The following is a 22,982-nucleotide window of genomic DNA, read 5'->3' on the forward strand; positions in this document are numbered from 1 at the left end:
GTCAACATTATTGAAGAAGCTTAATCAAGGGGATTATGAAGCCGTACCCTTAGAATTACAGAAATGGAATAAGGTTGCTGGGAAGCCTCTTGCGGGTTTAGCCAACCGTCGAGCAGCAGAAGCAGGATTATGGGTAAAAGGGTCTTATGTTTCTTCAAATTATCAAAGGGTAGAAACGAAAACGGCAACCGGACTTCTTAAAATAGAAGCACTTGCCCCGATTATAGGGTCTTGTTCAGGTTTTGGAGGTTTGTTAGCAGGCAATGGACCAATCCAATGGGCATTAGTAGGCATAATGGTTTTAGCGGCTGTAACGGGCATAGTGATTGTCGCCAAGCGTTTTCGGGAGCAACGCTTATGATTTTTTGGCTAAAGAAATATTCTCTTATGTTTACAGCGGCTTTAGCCGTTTTTTTTTATGGCTTTAGCCAAGGCGTTTCACCTTGGCAAGCAAAGCGAACGGCAAAAGAAAACAGAGAATGCTTTAAAGACAGCAACAACGCGGCTTGAGGTAGAAAATGAAGTTAATCAAAAAAGTGATGCTGGTGTGCGCTCTGAACTTTCTCGTTGGGTGCGCGGCAAATAGGTCTGTTTCTTGTGGTGGCTGGTTGCCCATTTATTTGGATAACAAGGATGTTGCGGTCATCAGTTCCAACCTTGCAAGAGATATTTTGAAGCATAACAAGCAGGGAGCCCATTTATGTGGTTGGAAAGATGGTCAAGAAACGGAGCAGCAAAGATAAAGATCTTATAGAAAAAGAACAACAGCTTCTTCACGAGATGATAGAAACCTATCAAGGTTTAAAGATGATGTCACGCATCATGAAATTGATTGCCTTTATTGTCTTTATGTTTATTATCGATTTTGCCCGTTGCGTGGACGCCATAGAGAATAGCTTCTCACATCTTAAAACATTGGTTTTCAAAGGATTGAAGAACAGAATACTTGACTGGCTTGCTTTGATCGATGATGTAACAAATCCTTTTTAATAATATCCATAAAAGTTCTATTTCTTGCTTTTGCATTCCCAATAACAGCACTTGGAGATATAACTTGTACAAATGCATTACCCATAGAAAGACTTCCCTGATAACATTTTCCTTCTTGAGAAAAAACTTCTATGAAATGATTTGTATCAAGCAATGTATATGCAAAATCATCATCTATTTCAGCTATTAAATATAAATATATCTCATTAACACCACATGTTTTAAGGACTCTGGCATAATTACTTAATTGTGCAACGCCTGAATTTTTGTAATCTGCCGTGGGTTTTTTTAATTCTATTAAGACAACACGTTTTTTTTCTTCAGAGTCGAAATAGATAGCTATATCAGGTCGGCTACATAATTCTGTTTTTTTTCTTCCAGAATTAATAGATAACGAATCAACGTTTGAAAGAAATTCTTGTATTGTTTTCTCACTTTGTAAATAGTTATAACTCATAAACTTATCATCAATTATCCATAAATTATTTTCTTTTAATGGCAAAGGAGAAAATTTATCAGCTGTTTTTCCTTGGTGAATAAATAAATTATGAATGTCTTTTTCTAAAGTTTTTGGTGTTAATAATTTAGAGAATTGATTCAAAATATCATCTCGGAACTGAATGTATTGTGTTAATTCTAAACTAGCAAATTTTTGTGCTTTTTGTAAATTTTCTTTTGGCTTTCCTTTGCCTTCATGAAGAGTTTTTCTGAATGCTAGTTTTCTTTTTGAATATTTTTTTTCCGCGTTTTCAATAAATGAATCTTCTTTGAAGACGCCCCCAATGACATCTTTTGTGTCTAGAAAGTCTACTAAATAAGGATATTCTTCAGCAATTTTTTTGAGAAGAGTACTCTTTTTTTCTTTAATTTCTGGAAATCGGATATTAATTATTTCATCTAAAATTATCTCTAGTTTTTGATTAATATTCTCCCAAGTCAGTCGGGTTTCTAAGTCAGGATCTTTTTTATTAATCTCAAAATCATTCCGTTCGTCGTTAACATACTCATCCAAAACAGACGATTCTAATAAAAATATCATCATCACATTATTTATTGGATTGATATTCATAAACTTTGAAAAAGGCATAACAGTACGATTATTAGCACAATAGTAAGCCTCTATTTTAGTATTAGAATTTTTATTCTCTTCAAAATAATAAGAAAGGGTAAAGGGAATATTTAAAGGACCAATTTTTAGAGTTTTATTTTCTAAGTAAGGTAAATCTTGCGTATTGATTGTTTTTTTCTTTAAGCTTTCTACGTCTTCTAAATTTTTTACATCCCTTAAGTTATTTACATCTTCTAAATTTTCTACATTATGTACATAAAAGTTAATTCGGATATTTTCATCTTTCTTTAAAAAAAGTAAAGGAAGAAGATGATAATAAATTTCATTATGAACTAGGTTTATATCTAACACATTTTGTTTATAAGGTCTTTCAAAATATAAATGTGTATTCCACCACTTATCTTTTTGGCCATTTTCTTTTTTAAAAGAATCTTGTGTAAACTGTGGAGTGAAATTTAGTGAAATTTGAGCATTATGCTCATCTTTGCTAAAACTAACAATTTTAACTTCCTCGAATATTTTCAAGTAAGTAATACGTCCAACCCCTTTACATCCTTCTCGAATTTTATAATCACTTTTATAGGTAGAGAAAGATTTGATATTCTCTTTTGTAAATCCATCTCCATTGTCAAAAACGCTTATAGAAAAAACTGGTTGATTCCCCCACAAATCTACATTGCCATGAAGTTGGAATAAAATATCAATTTTTGTTGCATGAGCTTGTATAGAGTTAACGATAGATTCCTTAAGAACTGTAACGATATTCGTTTCTGAAGAAAGATCGCGGATTATAGCATTAAGATTGACAAGCATGGGTAAACCAATATGTTTTATTTATATATCTCTTTGTAATATTTAAATTTTATGATGATATTAAACGCACTGTTCCTGATGAAAATTAATAACTTCTTATCGTAATAGATGAAAATTAATAACTTCTTATCGTAATAGATATTGTATATGCTTGATAATGGTTTTTATATAGAGGTATTGGACAAGATCTCCACACACTAAAAATAATAACTAACCAAAATTTGAAAAATTTTATTAGAATCAGAAGAAATATTTCTTCTCTAACAGGACTTTCTAGATGCTTACATCCTTTGGTAAAATTTTACGGAAACTTCGCATTGATCGCTCAGAACGCCTCTTAGATATGGCTAAGAAATTAGACATATCTGTAGCATTTTTATCTTTTGTATAGATTAGCAAAAAATCTGTTTCTGTAGGACTGGAGGAAAAGATAGTTGAACTCTATGCCTTAGATCAAGAGGTAGCAGAAATTTTGAGAAGAGAATCAGATGCTTGTCGCAAAAGCATCATAATAAAGCCTTCTACTCCGTTGCAACGTGAAACTGTTGTTGCGTTTATGAGACTTTTAGATGGCTCACATCAAGAAGCGTTAGCAGACTTCAAAGAAACATTAGAAACATTGTGCGAAGCGTGCTTTATAAAGAAATGTTAGAAAATCCTATACCCTCACTTTTATTTACGCATCCCTCACTGTAAAAAACATATGAAATATCAACAACTTAATAGGAATATAAAGCTATATGGTGGGCGATGAGAGACTCGAACTCCCGACATCCTCGGTGTAAACGAGGCGCTCTACCAGCTGAGCTAATCGCCCAATGCAATGATTGGCAATTGAATGGGAACTCTTTAAGGAAAAAAATTTCTAAACGCAAGAATAAAGATGGTATTTGATAATTTTTTTTAAAAATGCATAATCCTTCTTGACATAAACGCATGAACCCCTTACACGACCGCTTGTACCAAATTAAATTGGTTCGAAAAAAATGCGCGGGTGTAGCTCAGTTGGTTAGAGTGCTGGCCTGTCACGCCGGAGGTCGCGGGTTCGAGCCCCGTCACTCGCGCCATTTCGTGATTCCTTGTGAAATTTCCTTTTTAAAATATCCATATAGTATTGAGTGTGGTGGTGGAGTATTTGATTGGGGGATGATATGTTTTTTCTTTCTTTTTATATGGTTTATAATAATAGGGCTTGCGTCTTTCTTTGCTCTGCGTTACCTATGCCGATAAGAAAAGTATCGCTCTATACGCCTTTGAAGCAGTATGAATAGAATTAATAGAGCGATTATTAAATTTGTCTGTTTGGTCTCGCAATATTGAATCATTGTGTTAAACTCAGGCATTTCGTTACGATGGAAGAGGGTTATGGCTTATTTATTGAGCTCTTATTTACCGGTCTTGATTTTCATTATTGTGTCAGCTGTTATTGCTGGAGTTTTGTTGATTACACCTTACATTGTAGCATATCGTTCCCCTGATCCTGAAAAGTTATCGGCTTATGAGTGTGGGTTTAATTCATTTAGTGATGCACGCATGAAGTTTGATATTCGTTTCTATTTGGTATCAATTTTATTTATTATTTTTGATCTTGAAGTTGCTTTTCTTTTTCCTTGGGCTGTTTCATTCGAATCAATAGGTATGTTTGGCTTTTGGTCGATGATTGTGTTTTTAGCAATTTTGACTATTGGGTTTATATATGAATGGAAAAAAGGAGCCCTTGAATGGAATTAAGATCTAATAATTCAACGATTGCTGCTCCAAAACCAAAAGGAATCATTGATCCCAATACTGGTGAGCTGATAGGGTCTGACGATAAGTTTTTTCGTGATATTAATGCTGAATTATCAGATAAGGGATTTTTAGTTACCTCGGCAGATGCTTTGATTACTTGGGCACGTACCGGTTCTTTAATGTGGATGAGTTTTGGTTTGGCATGTTGTGCTATCGAAATGATGCAATGCTCAATGCCTCATTATGATAATGAGCGTTTTGGATATGCGCCACGAGCTTCACCCCGTCAGTCAGATGTGATGGTGGTTGCAGGTACTCTAACAAATAAGATGGCTCCTGCTTTAAGAAAAGTGTACGATCAGATGCCAGAGCCACGTTATGTGATTTCTATGGGATCATGTGCAAACGGTGGGGGATATTATCATTATTCCTATTCAGTAGTGCGTGGATGTGATCGTATCGTGCCTGTCGATATATATGTTCCAGGGTGCCCACCTACAGCAGAGGCATTATTATACGGCATATTGTTGCTACAGAAAAAAATCCGTCGTACCGGATCCATAGAGCGATAGAGAGTTTTCTTGTCATGATGGATAAAACTTTGGTTGAACTTGCTGCTTATTTGGAAAACAAGTTAAAAAATAAGCTTGAAGAGACTGTTATTGCTTTTGGTGAGTTGACCATTGTGGCACGTCTTGATGCAATTATCGATGTCTTAATGTTTGTTCGTGATGATTCGCGCTGTCAGTTTATTAATCTCACAGACATTAGTGGTGTGGATTATCCTTCTCGCGATAAGCGCTTTGATGTTTCTTACCAATTGTTATCTCCTCGTGAGAATTTACGCTTACGTGTAAAAGTTCGTACGGATGAAAATACTCCTGTTGCTTCAGCTTGTACGGTTTATCCTGGCGCAGAGTGGTATGAACGTGAAACGTATGATATGTATGGGATTTTATTTTCAGGACATCCGGATTTGAGACGGATTTTAACAGATTATGGGTTTGAAGGATATCCTTTACGCAAAGACTTTCCTGTGACAGGATTTGTTGAATGTCGTTATGATAATGAAGCAAAAAGGGTGATTTATGAGCCTGTTGTTTTGCGACAAGAAATGCGTAATTTTGATTTTCTTTCTCCTTGGGAGGGTGCTCAATATGTTTTACCATGTGATGAAAAAGCAGGTGGTGAAAAATAATAATATTTGTTTTGATAAGGCATTATATTAGAGTACTGTATTTCTTAAATAATTAAATATTTTTTAGTATGATAGATTTTTTTGATATTTGATATGAAGTTTTTTAAAAAGCAAGGGGTTGATTGTGGCTGAGGTCAATGTTCGAAACTTTAATATCAATTTTGGTCCGCAGCATCCTGCCGCGCATGGGGTTTTGCGCATGGTTTTGGAGTTGGACGGTGAAGTTGTTGAGCGTGTAGATCCACATATTGGGTTATTGCATCGCGGTACCGAAAAGTTAATGGAAACAAAAACTTATCTTCAAGCGTGTCCTTATCTAGATCGTTTGGATTATGTTGCTCCTATGAATCAGGAACATGCTTTTGTCCTTGCTATTGAAAAGTTATTGGATATTAAAGTTCCTAAAAGAGGGCAATTAATACGTGTTTTGTTTTCTGAAATTGGGCGTATTCTTAATCATTTGCTTAATGTAACAACACAGGCAATGGATGTTGGTGCTTTAACACCACCTCTTTGGGGGTTTGAGCAACGTGAAAGATTGATGATTTTTTATGAGCGTGCCTGTGGCGCACGTCTTCATGCAAATTATTTTCGCCCTGGTGGTGTGCATCAAGATTTACCAGAATCTTTAGTTGAAGATATAGGTAATTTTATTGATCCTTTTCTTGTTGCTCTTGGTAAACTTGATGCGCTTGTAACGCCAAATCGGATTTTTAAGCAGCGTAATGTGGATATTGGCGTGGTAACTATTGATGAAGCTTGGGCACGTGGTTTTTCTGGGGTTATGATTCGTGGGGCTGGTGTTCCATGGGATTTACGTAAAAGCCAACCTTACGAATGTTATGATGAAATGGAATTTGATATTCCTGTAGGTAAGAATAGCGATTGTTATGATCGTTATCTAATTCGTATGGAAGAAATGCGTCAATCAGCAAAAATTATGCGCCAATGTGTGGAGCGTTTGCTGAGTACTGAAAAAAATGGACCGGTTTCGAGCTTGGATCGCAAGATTGTACCACCGAAACGGAGTGAAATGAAAAGTTCGATGGAAGCACTGATTCATCATTTCAAGCTTTATACGGAAGGTTTTCATACGCCTCCTGGAGAAGTATATGTTGCTGTGGAAGCTCCGAAGGGTGAGTTTGGTGTTTATCTTGTTTCTGATGGAACCAATAAGCCTTATCGTGTAAAGTTGCGTGCTCCTGGGTTTGCGCATCTCCAAGCTATGGATTTTTTAACCAGAGGTCATATGCTGGCGGATGCTACAGCTATTTTGGGTTCGATTGATATTGTTTTTGGGGAGGTTGATCGCTAATGTCCGTACGCCGTCTTGCAGATGATGTTTATCAGCCCGCTGAGTTTTCTTTTACAAAAGAAAATCAGATATGGGTAAAAAATACTATAGAGAAATATCCTGTAGGGCGTGAGCAGTCTGCTGTAATTCCATTATTAATGCGTGCTCAAGAACAAGATGGTTGGGTGACACGTGCCGCGATTGAGCATATTGCTCAGATTCTTTCCATGGCTTATATTCGTGTTTTGGAAGTTGCAACTTTTTACACTCAGTTTCAGCTTAAGCCTGTTGGAACAAAAGCGCATATTCAAGTTTGTGGTACGACCCCTTGTATGTTACGTGGATCTGGTGAATTGATTAAAGTTTGTCAGAAAAAAATTCATCATGAACCTTTTGTTACCAATCAGGATGGAACCTTATCATGGGAAGAGGTAGAATGTCTTGGTGCTTGTGTGAATGCTCCGATGGTTATGATTTTTAAAGATACTTATGAAGATCTTACAGCTGAGCGTCTTGAAGAAATTATTGATGCATTTGAAGCTGGGAAAGGTTCTGAGATAGCTGTTGGTCCGCAAAGTAGCCGTAAGTCGTCGGAACCGATTAGTGGTTTAACTTCTCTTATTGATGATGAGAAGGAAAAAAAGATCTCTCAAGTCTTCACCAAAAAAGGATAAGGAAAGAGTGGGGACATAATAGAGTGGGGACATAATTAAGTATTTTTCTTGAGAAAATATTTTATTATTCTACCCATGATGGCAACATTTAATGAAAAGTAAGAAGTCTTGAAAAGATATTTAAAAATTGCATTTGAGGAAAAGCGGAAAATGCTATGGGTAATAGAAAAAAAGGTGGGGTATGCTAGCTGATAAAGATCGTATCTTCACCAATATTTATGGTTTAAAAGACAAATCATTAAAGGCTGCGATGTTGCGTGGGCATTGGAATGGTCTGAAAGAGATGATTGACAAAGGTCGTGATTGGATCATTGATGAGGTGAAGGCATCGGGTTTACGCGGTCGTGGTGGTGCTGGTTTTCCTACCGGAATGAAGTGGTCCTTTATGCCAAAGCAGAATGATGGGCGTCCTCATTATTTGGTTGTCAATGCCGATGAATCTGAACCTGGAACTTGTAAAGACCGTGATATTTTACGTCATGATCCCCATACTTTGATTGAAGGATGTGCAATCGCTACTTTTGCTATGGGAGCCAATGTTGCTTTTATTTATATTCGTGGTGAATATATTCGTGAACGTGAAGCGCTACAAGCTGCCGTTGATGAATGCTATGATGCAGGTTTACTTGGCAAAAAAACGAAATATGGGCATGCTTGTGATATTATTATTCATCATGGAGCTGGTGCTTATATTTGTGGTGAAGAAACAGCTCTTCTTGAAAGTCTTGAGGGAAAAAAGGGACAACCTCGGCTTAAACCACCATTTCCTGCCAATATGGGGATTTATGGCTGTCCAACAACAGTAAATAATGTAGAGTCCATTGCTGTTGTTCCAACGATTTTGCGACGGGGTGCTTCGTGGTTTTCGTCAATCGGACGAGCAAATAATGTTGGAACGAAATTATTTATGGTTTCAGGGCATGTTAATGCACCTTGTACATTTGAAGACGCTCTTGGTGTTTCATTCCGTGAATTAATTGAAAAACATACGGGTGGTGTTCGTGGTGGGTGGAATAATCTTTTAGCAGTTATTCCAGGGGGGGCTTCTTGTCCAGTCGTCCGTGGTGAGGATATGATCGATGCGATCATGGATTTTGATGGGATGCGAGATGTCGGGTCTTCTTTTGGCACGGGGGGAATGATTGTTATGGATAAATCAACCGATATTATCAAGGCAATTTGGCGTATAGCTGCTTTTTTCAAGCACGAGAGTTGTGGTCAGTGTACTCCGTGTCGTGAGGGGACGGGTTGGATGATGCGTCTTTTAGGGCGTATGGTTGAGGGAAGAGCACAAAAACGCGAGATTGATCTTTTGTTTGAAGTGTCTAAACAGGTTGAAGGACACACTATTTGTGCGCTTGGTGATGCTGCCGCATGGCCTGTACAGGGGTTGATACGTAATTTTCGTCCGGAAATCGAGCGTAGAATTGATGAATACACGCGAAATGTAGTCCAAAGCAAAAACATTGCTTTAGAAGCAGTAGGATAGAAGATTTTTTAAAGAGCAGCCGAATGCAAATTTTAAGTGGGTTATCCGCAGGTTGGATGGGTGATGATAAATATCAAAGTTGATGGCAAAGAGATTGAAGTTCCTGATTACTACACGTTGCTTCAGGCTGCTGAGGCGGCTGGGGCAGAAATTCCACGTTTTTGTTTTCATGAATCTTTGTCAATTGCTGGAAATTGTCGTATGTGTTTGGTTGAGGTTAAGGGCGGTCCTCCAAAACCTCAGGCTTCTTGTGCTATGGGGGTTCGTGATTTACGATTAGGGCCTAACGGTGAAGCACCTGAGATTTTTACCAATACGGCGATGGTAAAAAAAGCACGTGAAGGTGTTATGGAATTTCTTCTCATTAATCATCCTTTGGATTGTCCAGTGTGTGATCAAGGGGGAGAATGCGATCTTCAAGATCAAGCAATGCTTTATGGACGAGATTGTTCTCGTTATAGTGAAAATAAGCGTGCTGTAGAAGATAAATATATTGGACCTCTTGTCAAAACTGTTATGACACGGTGTATTCATTGCACACGGTGTGTTCGTTTTACAACGGAAGTTGCAGGTATTTCTGAGCTTGGTTTGATCGGTCGTGGTGAAGATGCTGAAATTACGACGTATCTTGAAAAAGCTATGACATCTGAATTACAGGGAAATGTTATTGATCTTTGTCCGGTGGGAGCTTTAACTTCAAAACCTTATGCGTTTCATGCTCGTCCGTGGGAATTGGTAAAAACGGAATCGATTGATGTGATGGATGCGCTTGGTAGTGCGATCCGTATTGATAGCCGTGGCCGTGAAGTTATGCGGATTATGCCGCGTACGAATGAAGATGTAAATGAGGAATGGATCTCTGATAAAACGCGTTTTATTTGGGATGGATTGCGCACTCAGCGGCTTGATAGGCCATATGTACGCAAAGATGGAAAGCTTCAGCCTGTCAGTTGGACAGAAGCTTTTGCAAAAATTAAAATGGTGATCTCTAAAATTTTTCCAGAAAAAATTGGAGCCATTGCTGGAGATCTTGCGTCTGTTGAGGAAATGTATGCCCTTAAAGCATTATTGAGTTCTTTGGGCTCAACGCTTTTTGATTGTCGTCAAAGAGGGGGGGCTTTATCGCCTGAGTTTGGGCGTTCGAGTTATATTTTTAATCCTACAATTGCAGGTATTGAACAGGCTGATGCACTGCTTATTGTGGGATCTAATCCACGTCATGAAGCGGCTGTTTTAAATGCGCGTATTTTAAAGCGCCAACGGATGGGAAATTTTCCTATTGCATTAATTGGAGAGAAAGTCGATTTACGTTATCCTTATTCTTATCTTGGATCTGGGAGTGATACATTAACGACACTTATTCGTGGAGAGGATGTTTTTTTTAATGTCTTAAAAGAAGCGAAGAGGCCCCTTATTCTTATCGGAGAGGGAGCTGTTTCAGGAAATGAAGGTTTATCTGTTTTAAAAAGTCTTGCTAAATTAGCTGACAATATTGGTGCTCTTAGTGAAGAATGGAATGGGTTTGGGGTTCTTCATAATGCAGCATCGATTGTTGGAGGATTGGACATAGGCTTTACTTCTAAGCTTGGGGTTGCAAATATTCTTAAAACCTGTGAAGTTTTATTTTTACTTGGTGCTGATGAAGTAGAATTAGCCGATACAAAAGCTTTTACAGTTTATATTGGTAGCCATGGTGATAATGGTGCACATGCTGCTGATGTTATTTTGCCTGCATCTGCTTACACTGAAAAATCAGGGCTTTATGTGAATACAGAAGGACGTGTTCAAATGACAAATCGGGCTGGTTTTGCTCCAGGTGAAGCAAAAGAAGATTGGGCTATTTTGCGTGCTTTATCGGATATTTTAGGACAAAGGCTCCCTTTTGATTCTCTTTCTCAATTAAGACAATGCTTGTTTAATGATTATCCACATCTTTGTGCTGTTGATGATATAGTACCTTCTGATATAAGTGGTCTTAAGGCGCTTGGTTCAAAAATGGTTTCTCTAGAGAGTCAAACCTTTACTTCTATGGTTAAAGACTTTTATTTAACAAATCCGATAGCACGTGCTTCTGCTGTTATGGCTGAATGTTCATCTCTTGCAAAAAACCGTGCTACGCAAACTGTAAAGTAAGGCAAAGGAAAAGGAATAATGATGTATGATTTCTTTATGACTTGGCTGTTGCCATTACTCATTATAGTTGGAAAAACACTTCTTCTTTTGGTCGTTCTTTTGATCTTAGTTGCTTATCTTCTTTACGCAGATAGAAAGATTTGGGCTGCGGTACAATTGCGTCGTGGACCAAACGTTGTTGGTCCATGGGGTTTGTTACAGTCTTTTGCAGATTTAATTAAATTTGTTGTTAAGGAGCCTATTATCCCTGCAGGTGCAAATAAGGGTGTTTTTCTTTTGGCTCCTTTTGTTTCAGCGACACTTGCTTTATCAACTTGGGCTGTTATTCCTGTCAATGAGGGCTGGGAGGTTGCGAAGATTAATGTTGGCTTGCTTTATATCTTAGCCATTTCATCTCTTGAGGTTTACGGTGTTATTATGGGGGGATGGGCATCAAATTCAAAATATCCTTTCTTAGGAGCCCTTCGTTCGGCGGCACAAATGGTTTCTTATGAAGTTTCCATTGGGTTTGTGCTTGTGACTGTCATTTTAATAAGTGGTTCGTTGGATCTCACAACAATTGTTCATAAACAAAGTTCTGGAATTGGTACAACTCTTGGTCTTCCTTTTAACAGCTTTCTCGATTGGAATTGGTTGGTCCTTTTTCCAATGTTTATTATATTTTTTATTTCTGCGCTCGCAGAGACAAACCGTCCTCCATTCGATTTGGTGGAAGCAGAATCTGAACTTGTAGCTGGTCATATGGTAGAATATTCTTCAACGCCTTACATGCTATTCTTTCTTGGTGAATATGTTGCGATTGTTTTAATGTGCGCATTAACAACTATTCTATTTTTAGGCGGTTGGCTGCCACCCTTAGATGTTTGGTGGCTTAATTGGGTTCCTGGTATCATTTGGTTTGTTTTAAAAGTCTGTTTTGTATTTTTTTGGTTTGCTATGGTTAAAGCATTTGTTCCACGTTATCGCTATGATCAGCTCATGCGGCTTGGTTGGAAGGTTTTTCTTCCTCTCTCACTAGCAATGGTTGTGATAACTGCTGCTTTTTTAAAGTTTACGGATTTCGTTTAAGAGGAGATGTTACGATGTCAGGTTTTATTCAGGCGGCAAAGTCACTTCTTCTATTGGAATTTGTGAGTGCTTTTTTCTTAGCTATGCGTCAATTTTTTTCACCAAAGCCCACGATTAATTATCCTTATGAAAAAGGTTTTGTATCTCAGCGTTTTCGCGGTGAGCATGCATTGCGTCGCTATCCAAATGGTGAAGAACGGTGTATTGCTTGTAAATTATGTGAAGCAATTTGCCCTGCGCAAGCGATTACAATTGAGGCTGGACCGCGACGTAATGATGGTACGCGTAGAACTGTTCGTTATGATATCGATATGGTTAAGTGTATCTACTGTGGTTTTTGTCAAGAGGCTTGTCCGGTAGAGGCTATTGTTGAAGGTCCAAATTTTGAATTTGCGACAGAAACGCGTGAAGAACTCTATTATGATAAAGAAAAGCTTTTAATGAATGGAGATCGTTGGGAGCGAGAAATTGCTCGAAATATATTGATGGATGCGCCTTATCGTTAAGCGTATCGTTAAATGAGGTGTCGGATATTTTCCGATAAATTGTAATCTGGTATGAAGTTTATACCAATTGTTTGAATAATTAAGGAGAAGCCTATGCTAACAGATCTAGCGGCGGCATTTTTCTATTTGTTTGCTTTTATTATGCTAACAAGTGCAGTTATTGTTATTACAGCACGCAATCCAGTGCATTCTGTTTTGTTTTTAATCCTCGCATTTTTTAATGCAGCAGCTTTATTTTTGCTTGCAGGAGCAGAGTTTTTAGGGCTTATTCTGCTTGTTGTGTATGTAGGAGCTGTCGCTGTTTTATTTTTATTTGTCGTTATGATGCTTGACGTTGATTTTGCTGAGTTAAAGAGTGGAACTCTTCGGTATGCTCCTATTGGAGCTCTTATTGGTGTTATTATCGCTGTAGAATTGATTGTTGTTTTTGTGAGTAGCTATTTTTCTCCAGTCTTGAGAACGCATGTTACCCAACCAATGCCAGATTTAGCGCAGCGAACAAATACACAAGCATTAGGTGATATTCTCTATACGGATTATGTTTTTTATTTTCAAATTGCTGGAATGATTTTATTGGTTGCAATGATTGGGGCTATTGTTTTAACACTTCGTCATAAATTGGGTGTAAAGCGGCAATCTATTGCGGAGCAAGTTTCTAGAACGGTAGAAAGTGCCATTGAAATCAAACAAGTTGAATCAGGCAAAGGTATGTAAGGGGGGCTATGTAGATGTATATTGATATTACACATTATCTCACTGTTTCTGCTTTGATGTTTACAATTGGTATTGCTGGAATTTTTCTCAACAGAAAAAACGTGATTATTATCTTGATGTCCATTGAGCTTATATTGCTTTCAGTTAATCTCAATTTTGTTGCATTTTCAGCATTTCTTCATGATCTCGTTGGTCAGATATTCGCTTTATTTGTCTTAACCGTAGCAGCTGCTGAAGCTGCCATTGGTTTAGCAATTCTGGTCGTTTTTTTCCGTAATCGTGGTTCCATTGCGGTTGAAGATGTTAATGTAATGAAAGGCTAACCAGTGATGTATTATACGATTGTCTTTCTTCCGCTTTTGGGTTTTTTAATTGCTGCACTAGGTGGAAAAACGATAGGAGATCGTGCGAGTGAATTGATAACATGTAGCTTTATGGTTGTTGTTGCCATATTATCGTGGATAGCATTTTTCAGTATTGCACTTGGTCATATTCCAGCGATTGATGTCTTGGTATTACATTGGCTTGACGTTGGTGACTTAAGCTTTAATTGGGCTTTACATGTTGATGCATTAACAGCTGTCATGCTTATTGTTGTGAACAGTGTTTCGGCATTGGTACATATTTATTCAATTGGTTATATGCACCATGACCCTTCAAGGTCGCGTTTTTTTTCTTATCTTTCTTTGTTTACATTTATGATGCTTATGTTGGTCACATCCAATAATTTGATTCAGATGTTTTTTGGATGGGAAGGTGTCGGACTTGCTTCTTATTTACTCATTGGTTTTTGGTTTCAGCGCGATTCTGCTAATAAGGCCGCAATGAAAGCTTTTGTAGTTAATCGTGTTGGAGACTTTGGTTTTCTCTTAGGAATCTTTAGTATTTTTGTTTTATTCCAATCGGTTGATTTTGCTTCTATTTTTGCAAAAGCTGCAAACAATAACTTTATACAAAATATGACATTTTTAGGTTGGCAATTTGATGGGCAGACGGCAATTACCATTACATGCCTTTTATTATTTATTGGTGCGATGGGAAAATCAGCACAATTTCTTTTACATACTTGGCTGCCTGATGCAATGGAAGGACCAACCCCTGTATCAGCGCTTATTCATGCCGCTACAATGGTAACGGCTGGTGTTTTTATGGTTGCGCGTATGTCGCCAATTTTTGAACTTTCTTCAACTGCTTTGACCGTGATTATTATTGTTGGAGCAACAACAGCGTTTTTTGCAGCAACTGTGGGGTTGGTGCAGAATGATATTAAACGTGTTATTGCTTATTCTACATGCTCTCAGCTCGGTTATATGTTTGTGGCATTAGGTGTTGGAGCTTATGGCGCTGCTGTCTTTCATCTTTTTACGCATGCTTTTTTTAAAGCCTTATTGTTTCTTGGTGCAGGTTCTGTCATTCATGCTGTATCTGATGAACAAGATATGCGAAAAATGGGTGGGTTACGCAAACATATAAAAGTCACCTATTGGATGATGATGGTCGGGACCATTGCATTGACAGGTGTTGGAATTCCAGGAACACTTTTCGGGACTGCAGGTTTTTTCTCAAAAGATGCGATTATAGAGTCTGCTTTTGCATCCCATAATATTGCTTCAGGATATGCTTTTTATCTTCTTGTTTTTGCAGCTTTATTAACAAGTTTCTATTCATGGCGGCTTATCTTTATGACATTCCATGGTAAACCACGGGCAACAGTTGATGTTATGCATCATGTTCATGAATCACCTCCAGTTATGTTGATTCCACTCTTTCTTTTATCTATTGGAGCAATATTTTCTGGTGTCGTTTTCCAACCTTACTTTTTTGGTGACTTGTATAATGGTTTTTGGAAGGGAGCATTATTTACAAGCAGCCACAATCACATTCTTCATGATGCCCACCATGTCTTTAATTGGGTAAAATGGTCGCCCTTTATAGCAATGGTTCTTGGGTTTATTTTAGCTTATTTATTTTATGTTTCTATTCCATCTCTTCCTAAGAAAATGGTTCGTATTATGCCAAGAGCATATAATTTTCTTTACCAAAAATGGTATTTCGATCAATTATATAACTTTTTGTTTGTTCGTCCTACCTTTAGAATTGGTTCTTTTCTTTGGAAAGTGGGAGACGGTAAGATTATTGATGGTCTAGGTCCTAATGGTATCGCAGCGCGTGTTGTTGATATTACAAATAGAATTGTTCGATTGCAAACAGGCTATCTTTACCACTATGCATTTGCAATGCTTATCGGCATTGCATTACTCATTACATGGATGATGATCGGGGGCGTAAACTAATGACCGATTGGCCTATTCTTTCTACGGTTACATTTTTGCCACTTGTTGGTGTGCTTCTGATTTTGTTTATCAAAGATGATAGTGAAGTAGCACGCCATAATATACGTAATGTCGCATTTTTTACGACTCTATTTGTTTTTATTATTTCTTTAATTATTTGGATAGGATTTGATTCTAGCAACCCAAATTTTCAAATGGTTGAAAAGTCCAGTTGGTTAGGGGGAGGCATTAGCTATCATATGGGGGTTGATGGTATTTCTATTCTTTTTGTTGTTCTCTCGGCTTTTCTTTTGCCTTTTTGTATTTTAGCAAGTTGGGAAAATGTTAAAGAGAGATTAAAGGCTTATATGATTGCATTTCTTCTTCTAGAAGTTGCGATTATTGGCGTTTTTTGTGCTCTTGATGCAATGCTATTCTATGTTTTTTTTGAAGGCAGCCTTATTCCAATGTTTATCATTATAGGTGTATGGGGTGGAGCACGTCGTGTTTATGCAAGTATAAAGTTTTTCTTATATACTTTACTTGGTTCAGTGCTTATGCTGGTTGCTCTTATGGCTATGTATTGGGAGGCTGGGACACTTGATATACCAACTTTACTCAATTACCAGTTTCCTGCTCATATGCAAATATGGTTATGGCTTGCATTTTTTGCTTCTTTCGCAGTTAAAATGCCAATGTGGCCAGTTCATACATGGCTCCCTGATGCTCACGTGGAAGCACCGACAGCGGGTTCCGTTATTTTAGCTGGTGTCTTACTCAAATTAGGTGGGTATGGTTTTCTTCGTTTTTCTTTGCCTATGTTTCCTATCGCTTCAGCAGATTTTGCACCTTTGATTTTCACATTATCACTTATTGCGATTATTTATACATCACTGGTTGCACTTGTTCAAAATGACATCAAAAAGCTTATTGCTTATTCTTCAATAGCGCATATGGGATATGTGACAATGGGCATTTTTTCTGCGAATGAACAAGGGATACAAGGGGCTATTTATCAGATGCTCTCGCATGGAATTGTTTCAGCAGCGTTGTTTCTTTGTGTTGGGGTTATCTATGATCGCTTGCATACACGTGAAATTTCAGCGTTTGGTGGTTTAGTGAATAATATGCCTAAATATGCTGTTGTTTTCTTAATTTTCACTATGGCAAATGTTGGTTTGCCTGGAAGCTCAGGATTTTTGGGTGAATTTTTAACCTTAATAGGTGTTTTTCAAGTAAATAAATTGGTTGTTGTTTTAGCAACAACAGGTGTTATCTTATCGGCAGCCTATGCCCTTTATCTTTATCGGCGTGTGGTTTTTGGTTCCTTGGATAAAGAGAATTTAAAAGTATTAATAGATCTTTCTTTAAGAGAAAAATTCATCCTTTATCCAATGGTTATTCTTACAATATTCTTTGGTATCTATCCAACGCCTATTCTTAAAGCAACGGCGTTTTCCGTAGAAACCCTCATCAATAAACTGCACTAGATAAGGGAAGAACGCACATGCAAACTGAAATAATAGCGCAATTAGTCTTAATTCTTCCGGAGCTTTTAATCGCATTAGGAGCTGTCGTGTTGCTTATGATTGGTGTTTATTCCAATACACGTGCTTCTTTAACAGTGACAGGTTTAGCCATGGCACTTCTTGTGGCAACCATTATTATTCTTATAGTTTTTCCGAAAAATGGTTCATTTCAAACCAATGCGCTCGTTATCGATTCCTTTAGTCGTTATATGAAAATTTTAATGCTTATTGGTGCACTCTTTTCTCTTATCATGTCTGTTGGTTTTGCCAATGCACAAAAGTTTAATATATTTGAATTTCCAGTGCTTGTTCTTTTAGCAACCCTTGGAATGATGTTTATGATTTCAGCGGGTAATATGCTGTCGCTTTATATGGGGTTAGAGCTGCAATCTTTAGCTTTATATGTTTTAGCAGCGATTAATCGTAATAATGTAAAATCTTCTGAAGCCGGTATAAAATACTTTGTTTTAGGAGCATTATCTTCAGGATTGCTGCTTTATGGTATTTCTTTGCTTTATGGTTTTACGGGTCAAATTGGTTTTCACGAAATTGCTGTTGCTTTAAAAAGTGAAAATTTGCAATTGGGAGTTATCTTTGGAATTGTTTTTATTTTAGCTGGTTTGGCTTTCAAAATTTCTGCTGTTCCATTTCATATGTGGACACCTGATGTTTATGAAGGAGCGCCAACACCGATTACAGCATTTTTTGCTGGTGCCCCTAAAGTTGCTGCAATGGCTTTAATCATCCGTATTATTGTGATGACCTTTATTCCCCTAGGGCATGTTGATAATGTGATGCCTGCATGGCAACAAATTTTGGTCTTCATGGCGATTGCATCAATGATACTTGGTGCATTTGCTGCAATTGGTCAAAATAACATTAAGCGCTTAATGGCTTATTCGTCGATCAGTCATATGGGCTATGCACTTGTTGGTTTATCTGCTGGAGATATGCTAGGAATAAAAAGTGTTATTCTTTATATGACGATTTATCTTGGAATGACGATTGGCTCGTTTGCTTTTATTCTTGGAATGCGCTCTCAGAATGGCAATGTTGAAAATATTTATGATCTTTCAGGGCTAGCAAAAACAAATCCGTTTATGGCTATTGTTATGACAATACAGCTTTTCTCGTTAGCCAGTGTACCACCTATGGCTGGTTTTTTTGGGAAGTGGTATACATTTTCTGCTGCTGTCCATGCTGGTCTGACGCCACTTGCAGTCGTTGGGATGATAGCGTCTGTCGTTGGAGCTTTTTACTATTTACGAGTCATTAAAATTATGTGGTTTGATGACGCAAAAGCGCATTTTGTTGCTTTATCGAATGAGCTTCAATTTTGTCTCGGTCTTTCTGCATTGTTTATTTTATTTTATACACTTTTTGGAGTTTGGTTTGCTGAATTAGCAGAAAAAGCAGCAGCTGCATTGTTTTAATGAATATGGTTTATATTTTATCAGATTTTGCTCAAGAACAAGGATACACTATTGAAGCGTATGATAGTGTTGACTCAACAAATCTCATTGCGCAACGAAAAGCGCAAACTGGTCATCAAGGTAATCTTTGGATTGTTGCACAAGAACAATCACAGGGAAGAGCAAGAAGAGGGAGGACTTGGTCTAGTCCCAAAGGGAACCTTTATTCTAGTCTTTTATTAATTGATGATATTGTTCATCAAACTGCAGCTCAACTTGGTTTTGTTGCTGGAATAAGTGTGGCAGAGGCAATAAAACAATTGATAAAAGATGAAAAGCAGGCAAACAATATTGTGAGTTTAAAATGGCCAAACGATATTTTGCTCAGAGGAGAAAAAAGCTCTGGAGTTTTGCTTGAGATTTTAAAATTGTCATCACAACAATATGCATTGGTTATTGGTATTGGAATAAATGTGAAATATAATTATGAAGATGCACCCTATCCCACTTCAAGCTTAAAGAATATCGGTTTGCATATTGAAGCAGAACAATTATTTGCGGTTTTGACGGAGTGTTTTTCTAGAAATTACCTTCTTTGGAAACAACCAAAAGGATGTGAAATAATCCGAAAAAAATGGCTTTTATATTCTGCTCACCTTGGGAAATATGTCAAAGTGGTGAATGATGAAAAAGTCATTGAGGGTGTTTTTGATGGTCTTGATAGTGATTTTAACTGCATCATAAAGCAAAAAAATGGTCAGACAGCCATTATAACAGCTGGAGATGTTCATTTTGGTTCGGCTGCTTCTATTAATGCAGGTCGTTATTAAAAAATTATTTTACCATCAGATACCTTAATGATTTTGGGAGATGTTTATGGTTGCAGCTAATAAGAATGAGTTTGTTTTTTTACCTCTGGGGGGTGTAGGTGAAATAGGGATGAATTTAGCTGCTTACGGATTTGGTCCCCAACATCTTCGTGAATGGCTGCTGGTTGATATGGGAATTAGTTTTGCTGATTCTGAATTACCAGGAGTCGACCTTGTTTTTCCTGATATTCGTTTTCTAGAAAGTGAAAAACATAATATACGGGGTCTTGTTTTAACACATGCACATGAAGATCATTATGGGGCCGTTCTTGATTTATGGCCAAAGTTACAAGTTCCAATTTACTGTACTCCTTTTACAGCAGGATTATTGGAAACTAAAAAACAATTAGATTTTGAATCTCAAAAAATTTTACTCAATATTTTTCAAGCTGGTGATTGTTTTCAGGTGGGTTCCTTTGCTGTAGAGGCTATAGCTGTTAATCATTCAATACCAGAATCTGTATCTTTAGCAATTACAACCTCTTTGGGGACTGTGATTCATACTGGTGATTGGAAAATTGATCATACTCCTTCACTTGGGGCTGTGACGAATGAAAAAAGATTTCGTGCGTTAGGAAAAAAAGGTGTTTTAGCATTACTTTGTGATTCTACAAATGCGTGTCGGGATGGTATATCTCCATCAGAGCAGCAGGTTCAAGCCAGTCTTTCTGAGATTATTTCCAAAGCTGAAGGGCGCGTTGCAATAGCAACTTTTTCTTCTAATATTGGTCGGATACGTTCTATTGCTCTTGCAGCTGAAGCTGCTGGACGTAAGGTGCTTGTCATTGGGCGTTCCCTTAAGCGAAGTATTATGGTTGCACAAGAGCTTGGTTATATGAATGGTTTAGCACCATTTGTAACGGAAGATGATTATGGTTACATTTTGCGAAAAGATCTTGTTTTAATTGTCACAGGGAGCCAAGGTGAGCCATGTGCTGCCTTGGCTAAACTGTCACGTGATGGAATGAGAAATATTGCACTTTCTGCTGGTGATACCGTTATTTATTCATCACGAAGTATTCCAGGAAACGAAAAAGCGATTATTGAGGTACAAAATCGTTTCATTGATTTGGGTATTGAAATTATCACGAATGAAGATGCACTTGTTCATGTTTCAGGTCATCCTCGTCGTTCAGAACTTTTACAGATGTATGATTGGGTAAAGCCACAGATACTTGTTCCTGTACATGGGGAAGCAATGCATCTTAAGGCTCAGGCAACTTTAGCGCGTCAAGCGGGTATTAAAATTGTTACAGATATCAGAAATGGACATATGTTACGTTTTGCACCAGAGCCTGTAGAAGTTGTTGATCAAGTTCCTGTTGGCCGCATCTATAAGGATGGTTGCCTAATTGGAGATGAAAATGAACTAGGGATTCGTGAACGTCGCAAACTAAGTTATGCTGGTCATGTTACTATTTCTCTCCATATAAATAGTAAGCATGAATTATTAGGGGATATAGGTCTAACAACATTCGGGTTACCTGAAAGTAATGGAAAGGGAGAAAGTTTAAAAGATATTCTTTTAGATATTATAGAAAATACAGTTTATAATATCCCACGCATGAAACAGAAAAATAATGAACTTATTCGAGAGGCAACACGACGTGCTGTGAGGGCGGCTGTTCATGAAATTTGGCAAAAAAAACCTATCTGTACAGTTTTTTTACATCGGTCAAAATAAGGAACTTTCATATTACGTTATTTAAAAAGAGAAGAGCATTTTTATTTTATTGCTAAATAAGAAAAATAGAGAATAAAGCCCAATAAATTTTTAAATAGTAAGATCGTTATATTTGCAAGTATTCAGAATGCGGCTATAGATGAATAGAGGGTGTGATAAATTGTTCCGATATGATAGGTGTGATTAGGAGTTAGTTATTTAATGCGTCTTACTCAATATTTCCTTCCACTTTTAAAAGAGAATCCTAAGGAAGCAGAGATTGTTTCTCATCGGCTCATGTTGCGTGCCGGTATGATTCGCCAACAAACATCAGGAATTTATTCTTGGCTTCCTTTGGGAAAAAAAGTGCTTGATAAAGTTTGTAAAATTATTCGTGAGGAGCAAGAACGTGCGGGTGCAATAGAAATATTGATGCCTACAATTCAATCTGCTGATCTTTGGCGTGAAAGCGGTCGTTATGATGATTATGGTTTGGAAATGCTTCGCATTAAAGATCGCCAAAAGCGTGATTTACTTTATGGTCCAACCAATGAAGAGATGGTAACAGATATTTTTCGCTCATATGTTCGTTCTTATAAAGATCTTCCACTTAATTTATATCATATTCAATGGAAATTTCGTGATGAAATTCGCCCACGTTTTGGTGTGATGCGGGCACGAGAATTTTTAATGAAAGATGCTTATTCTTTTGATCTTGATTATGAAGGTTCTAAAACATCTTATAATCGTATGTTTGTTGCTTATTTACGCACTTTTTCTCGTCTTGGTTTAAAAGCAATTCCTATGCGTGCAGATACAGGTCCAATAGGGGGGGAACTCAGTCATGAATTTATCATTTTGGCTGAAACGGGAGAGAGCGCTATCTTCTGTGATAAACAATTTCTTGAACTTACTGTTCCTGATAGTTCAATCGATTTTAGTGATAAAGCTGTTTTGGATGATATTGTTAAACAATGGACATCTTTTTATGCAGCGACGGAAGAAATGCATAATGAAAAGGAGTGGGCTAAAGTTTCTGATCATAATCGTCTTTCAGCGCGTGGTATTGAAGTCGGGCATATTTTCCACTTTGGCACGAAATATTCTGCTCCAATGGGAGCAAAAGTTATGGGACAAGATGGAAAAGAGCATGTAGTCTCTATGGGATCTTATGGTATTGGACCTTCGCGTCTTGTTGCGGCCGCTATAGAGGCTTCTCATGATGAAAATGGTATTATTTGGCCAAAGTCGATGGCACCGTTTGATTTTGGAATTATCAATATGAAACCAGAGGATGAAAAATGTACACAGACATGTGAAATGCTCTATCAAGGATTAAGGCGTGCTGGTTTTGATCCATTATTAGATGATAGAAATGAACGTCCTGGATCAAAATTTGCAACAATGGATTTGATTGGTTTGCCAACGCAAATTATTGTTGGTCCTAACAGCATTGCACAAAATGAAGTTGAAATTAAAGATCGAAAAACAGGTGTAAAAAAATCTCTAAAGGTTGAAGATGTACTCAGCCAACTTTCTATAAATTAATAGGAAATG

19 protein-coding genes, 2 tRNA genes and 3 pseudogenes are annotated in these 22,982 nt (G+C 37.4%); 22 read left to right on the forward strand and 2 right to left on the reverse strand.

Annotation, left to right across the window (positions count from 1 at the left end; genetic code table 11):
- The 3 genes and pseudogenes from ACFIJ8_RS02765 to ACFIJ8_RS02775 all read left to right on the forward strand — a co-directional run.
- On the forward strand, positions 1-361 hold a 361-nt coding region (locus ACFIJ8_RS02765), incomplete at its 5' end, for a glycoside hydrolase family protein (protein ID WP_375638959.1).
- Positions 358-586, forward strand: a pseudogene (locus tag ACFIJ8_RS02770) (hypothetical protein). The gene ACFIJ8_RS02765 and the pseudogene ACFIJ8_RS02770, both read left to right, overlap by 4 nt.
- 116 nt (positions 587-702) lie before the next feature.
- Positions 703-927: pseudogene (locus tag ACFIJ8_RS02775) on the forward strand (hypothetical protein); the annotation flags it as partial.
- On the opposite strand, the gene ACFIJ8_RS02780 reads toward ACFIJ8_RS02775, so the two are convergent.
- Entirely contained in the window at positions 923-2,872 is a 1,950-nt protein-coding gene (locus ACFIJ8_RS02780) for an ATP-binding protein (RefSeq protein WP_375638960.1), read from the reverse strand. The pseudogene ACFIJ8_RS02775 and the gene ACFIJ8_RS02780 sit on opposite strands and share 5 nt — an antisense overlap.
- Positions 2,873-3,149: 277 nt before the next feature.
- Here ACFIJ8_RS02780 and ACFIJ8_RS02785 point away from each other — a divergent pair.
- Positions 3,150-3,524, forward strand: a pseudogene (locus tag ACFIJ8_RS02785) (XRE family transcriptional regulator).
- 89 nt (positions 3,525-3,613) lie between these two features.
- Here ACFIJ8_RS02785 and ACFIJ8_RS02790 read toward each other — a convergent pair.
- Positions 3,614-3,689, reverse strand: a tRNA-Val gene (locus tag ACFIJ8_RS02790).
- A 173-nt stretch (positions 3,690-3,862) separates the two neighbouring features.
- Here ACFIJ8_RS02790 and ACFIJ8_RS02795 point away from each other — a divergent pair.
- The 18 genes from ACFIJ8_RS02795 to proS all read left to right on the forward strand — a co-directional run bounded on the left by ACFIJ8_RS02795 (position 3,863) and on the right by proS (position 22,973).
- Positions 3,863-3,939, forward strand: a tRNA-Asp gene (locus tag ACFIJ8_RS02795).
- A gap of 298 nt (positions 3,940-4,237) precedes the next feature.
- Positions 4,238-4,603: an NADH-quinone oxidoreductase subunit A gene (locus ACFIJ8_RS02800; RefSeq protein WP_005773599.1), complete on the forward strand. Its 366-nt coding sequence runs from the start codon at positions 4,238-4,240 to the stop codon at positions 4,601-4,603.
- Positions 4,594-5,175 (forward strand): NuoB/complex I 20 kDa subunit family protein, encoded by a 582-nt coding sequence (locus tag ACFIJ8_RS02805; RefSeq protein WP_375619772.1) that lies wholly within the window; start codon positions 4,594-4,596, stop codon positions 5,173-5,175. Before ACFIJ8_RS02800 ends, ACFIJ8_RS02805 begins: the two co-directional genes overlap by 10 nt.
- A gap of 17 nt (positions 5,176-5,192) precedes the next feature.
- The gene (locus tag ACFIJ8_RS02810) at positions 5,193-5,801 is read left to right on the forward strand and encodes an NADH-quinone oxidoreductase subunit C (protein WP_375639059.1); all 609 of its coding nucleotides are present in this window, start codon (positions 5,193-5,195) and stop codon (positions 5,799-5,801) included.
- Between the two features lie 124 nt (positions 5,802-5,925).
- On the forward strand, positions 5,926-7,116 hold the full coding sequence (locus tag ACFIJ8_RS02815; RefSeq protein ID WP_375638961.1) for an NADH-quinone oxidoreductase subunit D: 1,191 nt from the start codon (positions 5,926-5,928) through the stop codon (positions 7,114-7,116).
- Entirely contained in the window at positions 7,116-7,769 is a 654-nt protein-coding gene (gene nuoE, locus ACFIJ8_RS02820; RefSeq protein WP_015856354.1) for an NADH-quinone oxidoreductase subunit NuoE, read from the forward strand. The genes ACFIJ8_RS02815 and nuoE overlap by 1 nt, the downstream gene beginning before the upstream one ends.
- A gap of 181 nt (positions 7,770-7,950) precedes the next feature.
- Entirely contained in the window at positions 7,951-9,258 is a 1,308-nt protein-coding gene (nuoF, locus tag ACFIJ8_RS02825) for an NADH-quinone oxidoreductase subunit NuoF (protein WP_015856355.1), read from the forward strand.
- Positions 9,259-9,321: 63 nt separating this feature from the next.
- Positions 9,322-11,391, forward strand: a complete 2,070-nt coding sequence (gene nuoG, locus ACFIJ8_RS02830) for an NADH-quinone oxidoreductase subunit NuoG (protein ID WP_375638962.1) — start codon at positions 9,322-9,324, stop codon at positions 11,389-11,391.
- Between the two features lie 21 nt (positions 11,392-11,412).
- Entirely contained in the window at positions 11,413-12,459 is a 1,047-nt protein-coding gene (gene nuoH, locus ACFIJ8_RS02835; RefSeq protein WP_026500749.1) for an NADH-quinone oxidoreductase subunit NuoH, read from the forward strand.
- Positions 12,460-12,473: 14 nt separating this feature from the next.
- Positions 12,474-12,965, forward strand: coding sequence for an NADH-quinone oxidoreductase subunit NuoI (gene nuoI, locus ACFIJ8_RS02840; protein WP_004860049.1), 492 nt, complete (start codon positions 12,474-12,476; stop codon positions 12,963-12,965).
- Between the two features lie 93 nt (positions 12,966-13,058).
- Complete coding sequence (locus ACFIJ8_RS02845; RefSeq protein WP_273723185.1) at positions 13,059-13,679, forward strand: NADH-quinone oxidoreductase subunit J; 621 nt, start codon at positions 13,059-13,061, stop codon at positions 13,677-13,679.
- Positions 13,680-13,693: 14 nt separating this feature from the next.
- On the forward strand, positions 13,694-14,002 hold the full coding sequence (gene nuoK / locus ACFIJ8_RS02850; protein ID WP_015856359.1) for an NADH-quinone oxidoreductase subunit NuoK: 309 nt from the start codon (positions 13,694-13,696) through the stop codon (positions 14,000-14,002).
- 6 nt (positions 14,003-14,008) lie between these two features.
- Positions 14,009-15,973 (forward strand): NADH-quinone oxidoreductase subunit L, encoded by a 1,965-nt coding sequence (gene nuoL, locus ACFIJ8_RS02855; protein ID WP_375638963.1) that lies wholly within the window; start codon positions 14,009-14,011, stop codon positions 15,971-15,973.
- Complete coding sequence (locus ACFIJ8_RS02860; protein WP_273787991.1) at positions 15,973-17,442, forward strand: NADH-quinone oxidoreductase subunit M; 1,470 nt, start codon at positions 15,973-15,975, stop codon at positions 17,440-17,442. Before nuoL ends, ACFIJ8_RS02860 begins: the two co-directional genes overlap by 1 nt.
- A gap of 17 nt (positions 17,443-17,459) precedes the next feature.
- Complete coding sequence (gene nuoN / locus ACFIJ8_RS02865) at positions 17,460-18,914, forward strand: NADH-quinone oxidoreductase subunit NuoN (protein ID WP_015856362.1); 1,455 nt, start codon at positions 17,460-17,462, stop codon at positions 18,912-18,914.
- Complete coding sequence (locus tag ACFIJ8_RS02870; RefSeq protein WP_375638964.1) at positions 18,914-19,723, forward strand: biotin--[acetyl-CoA-carboxylase] ligase; 810 nt, start codon at positions 18,914-18,916, stop codon at positions 19,721-19,723. Before nuoN ends, ACFIJ8_RS02870 begins: the two co-directional genes overlap by 1 nt.
- 46 nt (positions 19,724-19,769) lie before the next feature.
- Positions 19,770-21,446 (forward strand): ribonuclease J, encoded by a 1,677-nt coding sequence (locus tag ACFIJ8_RS02875; protein WP_375638965.1) that lies wholly within the window; start codon positions 19,770-19,772, stop codon positions 21,444-21,446.
- Positions 21,447-21,647: 201 nt separating this feature from the next.
- The gene (proS, locus tag ACFIJ8_RS02880) at positions 21,648-22,973 is read left to right on the forward strand and encodes a proline--tRNA ligase (protein WP_375638966.1); all 1,326 of its coding nucleotides are present in this window, start codon (positions 21,648-21,650) and stop codon (positions 22,971-22,973) included.
- The last annotated feature ends 9 nt before the right edge of the window (positions 22,974-22,982 follow it).

Origin of the sequence: Bartonella sp. MF74HXZ (assembly GCF_042194445.1) — a bacterium.
Taxonomy (GTDB): Bacteria; Pseudomonadota; Alphaproteobacteria; order Rhizobiales; family Rhizobiaceae; genus Bartonella; species Bartonella grahamii.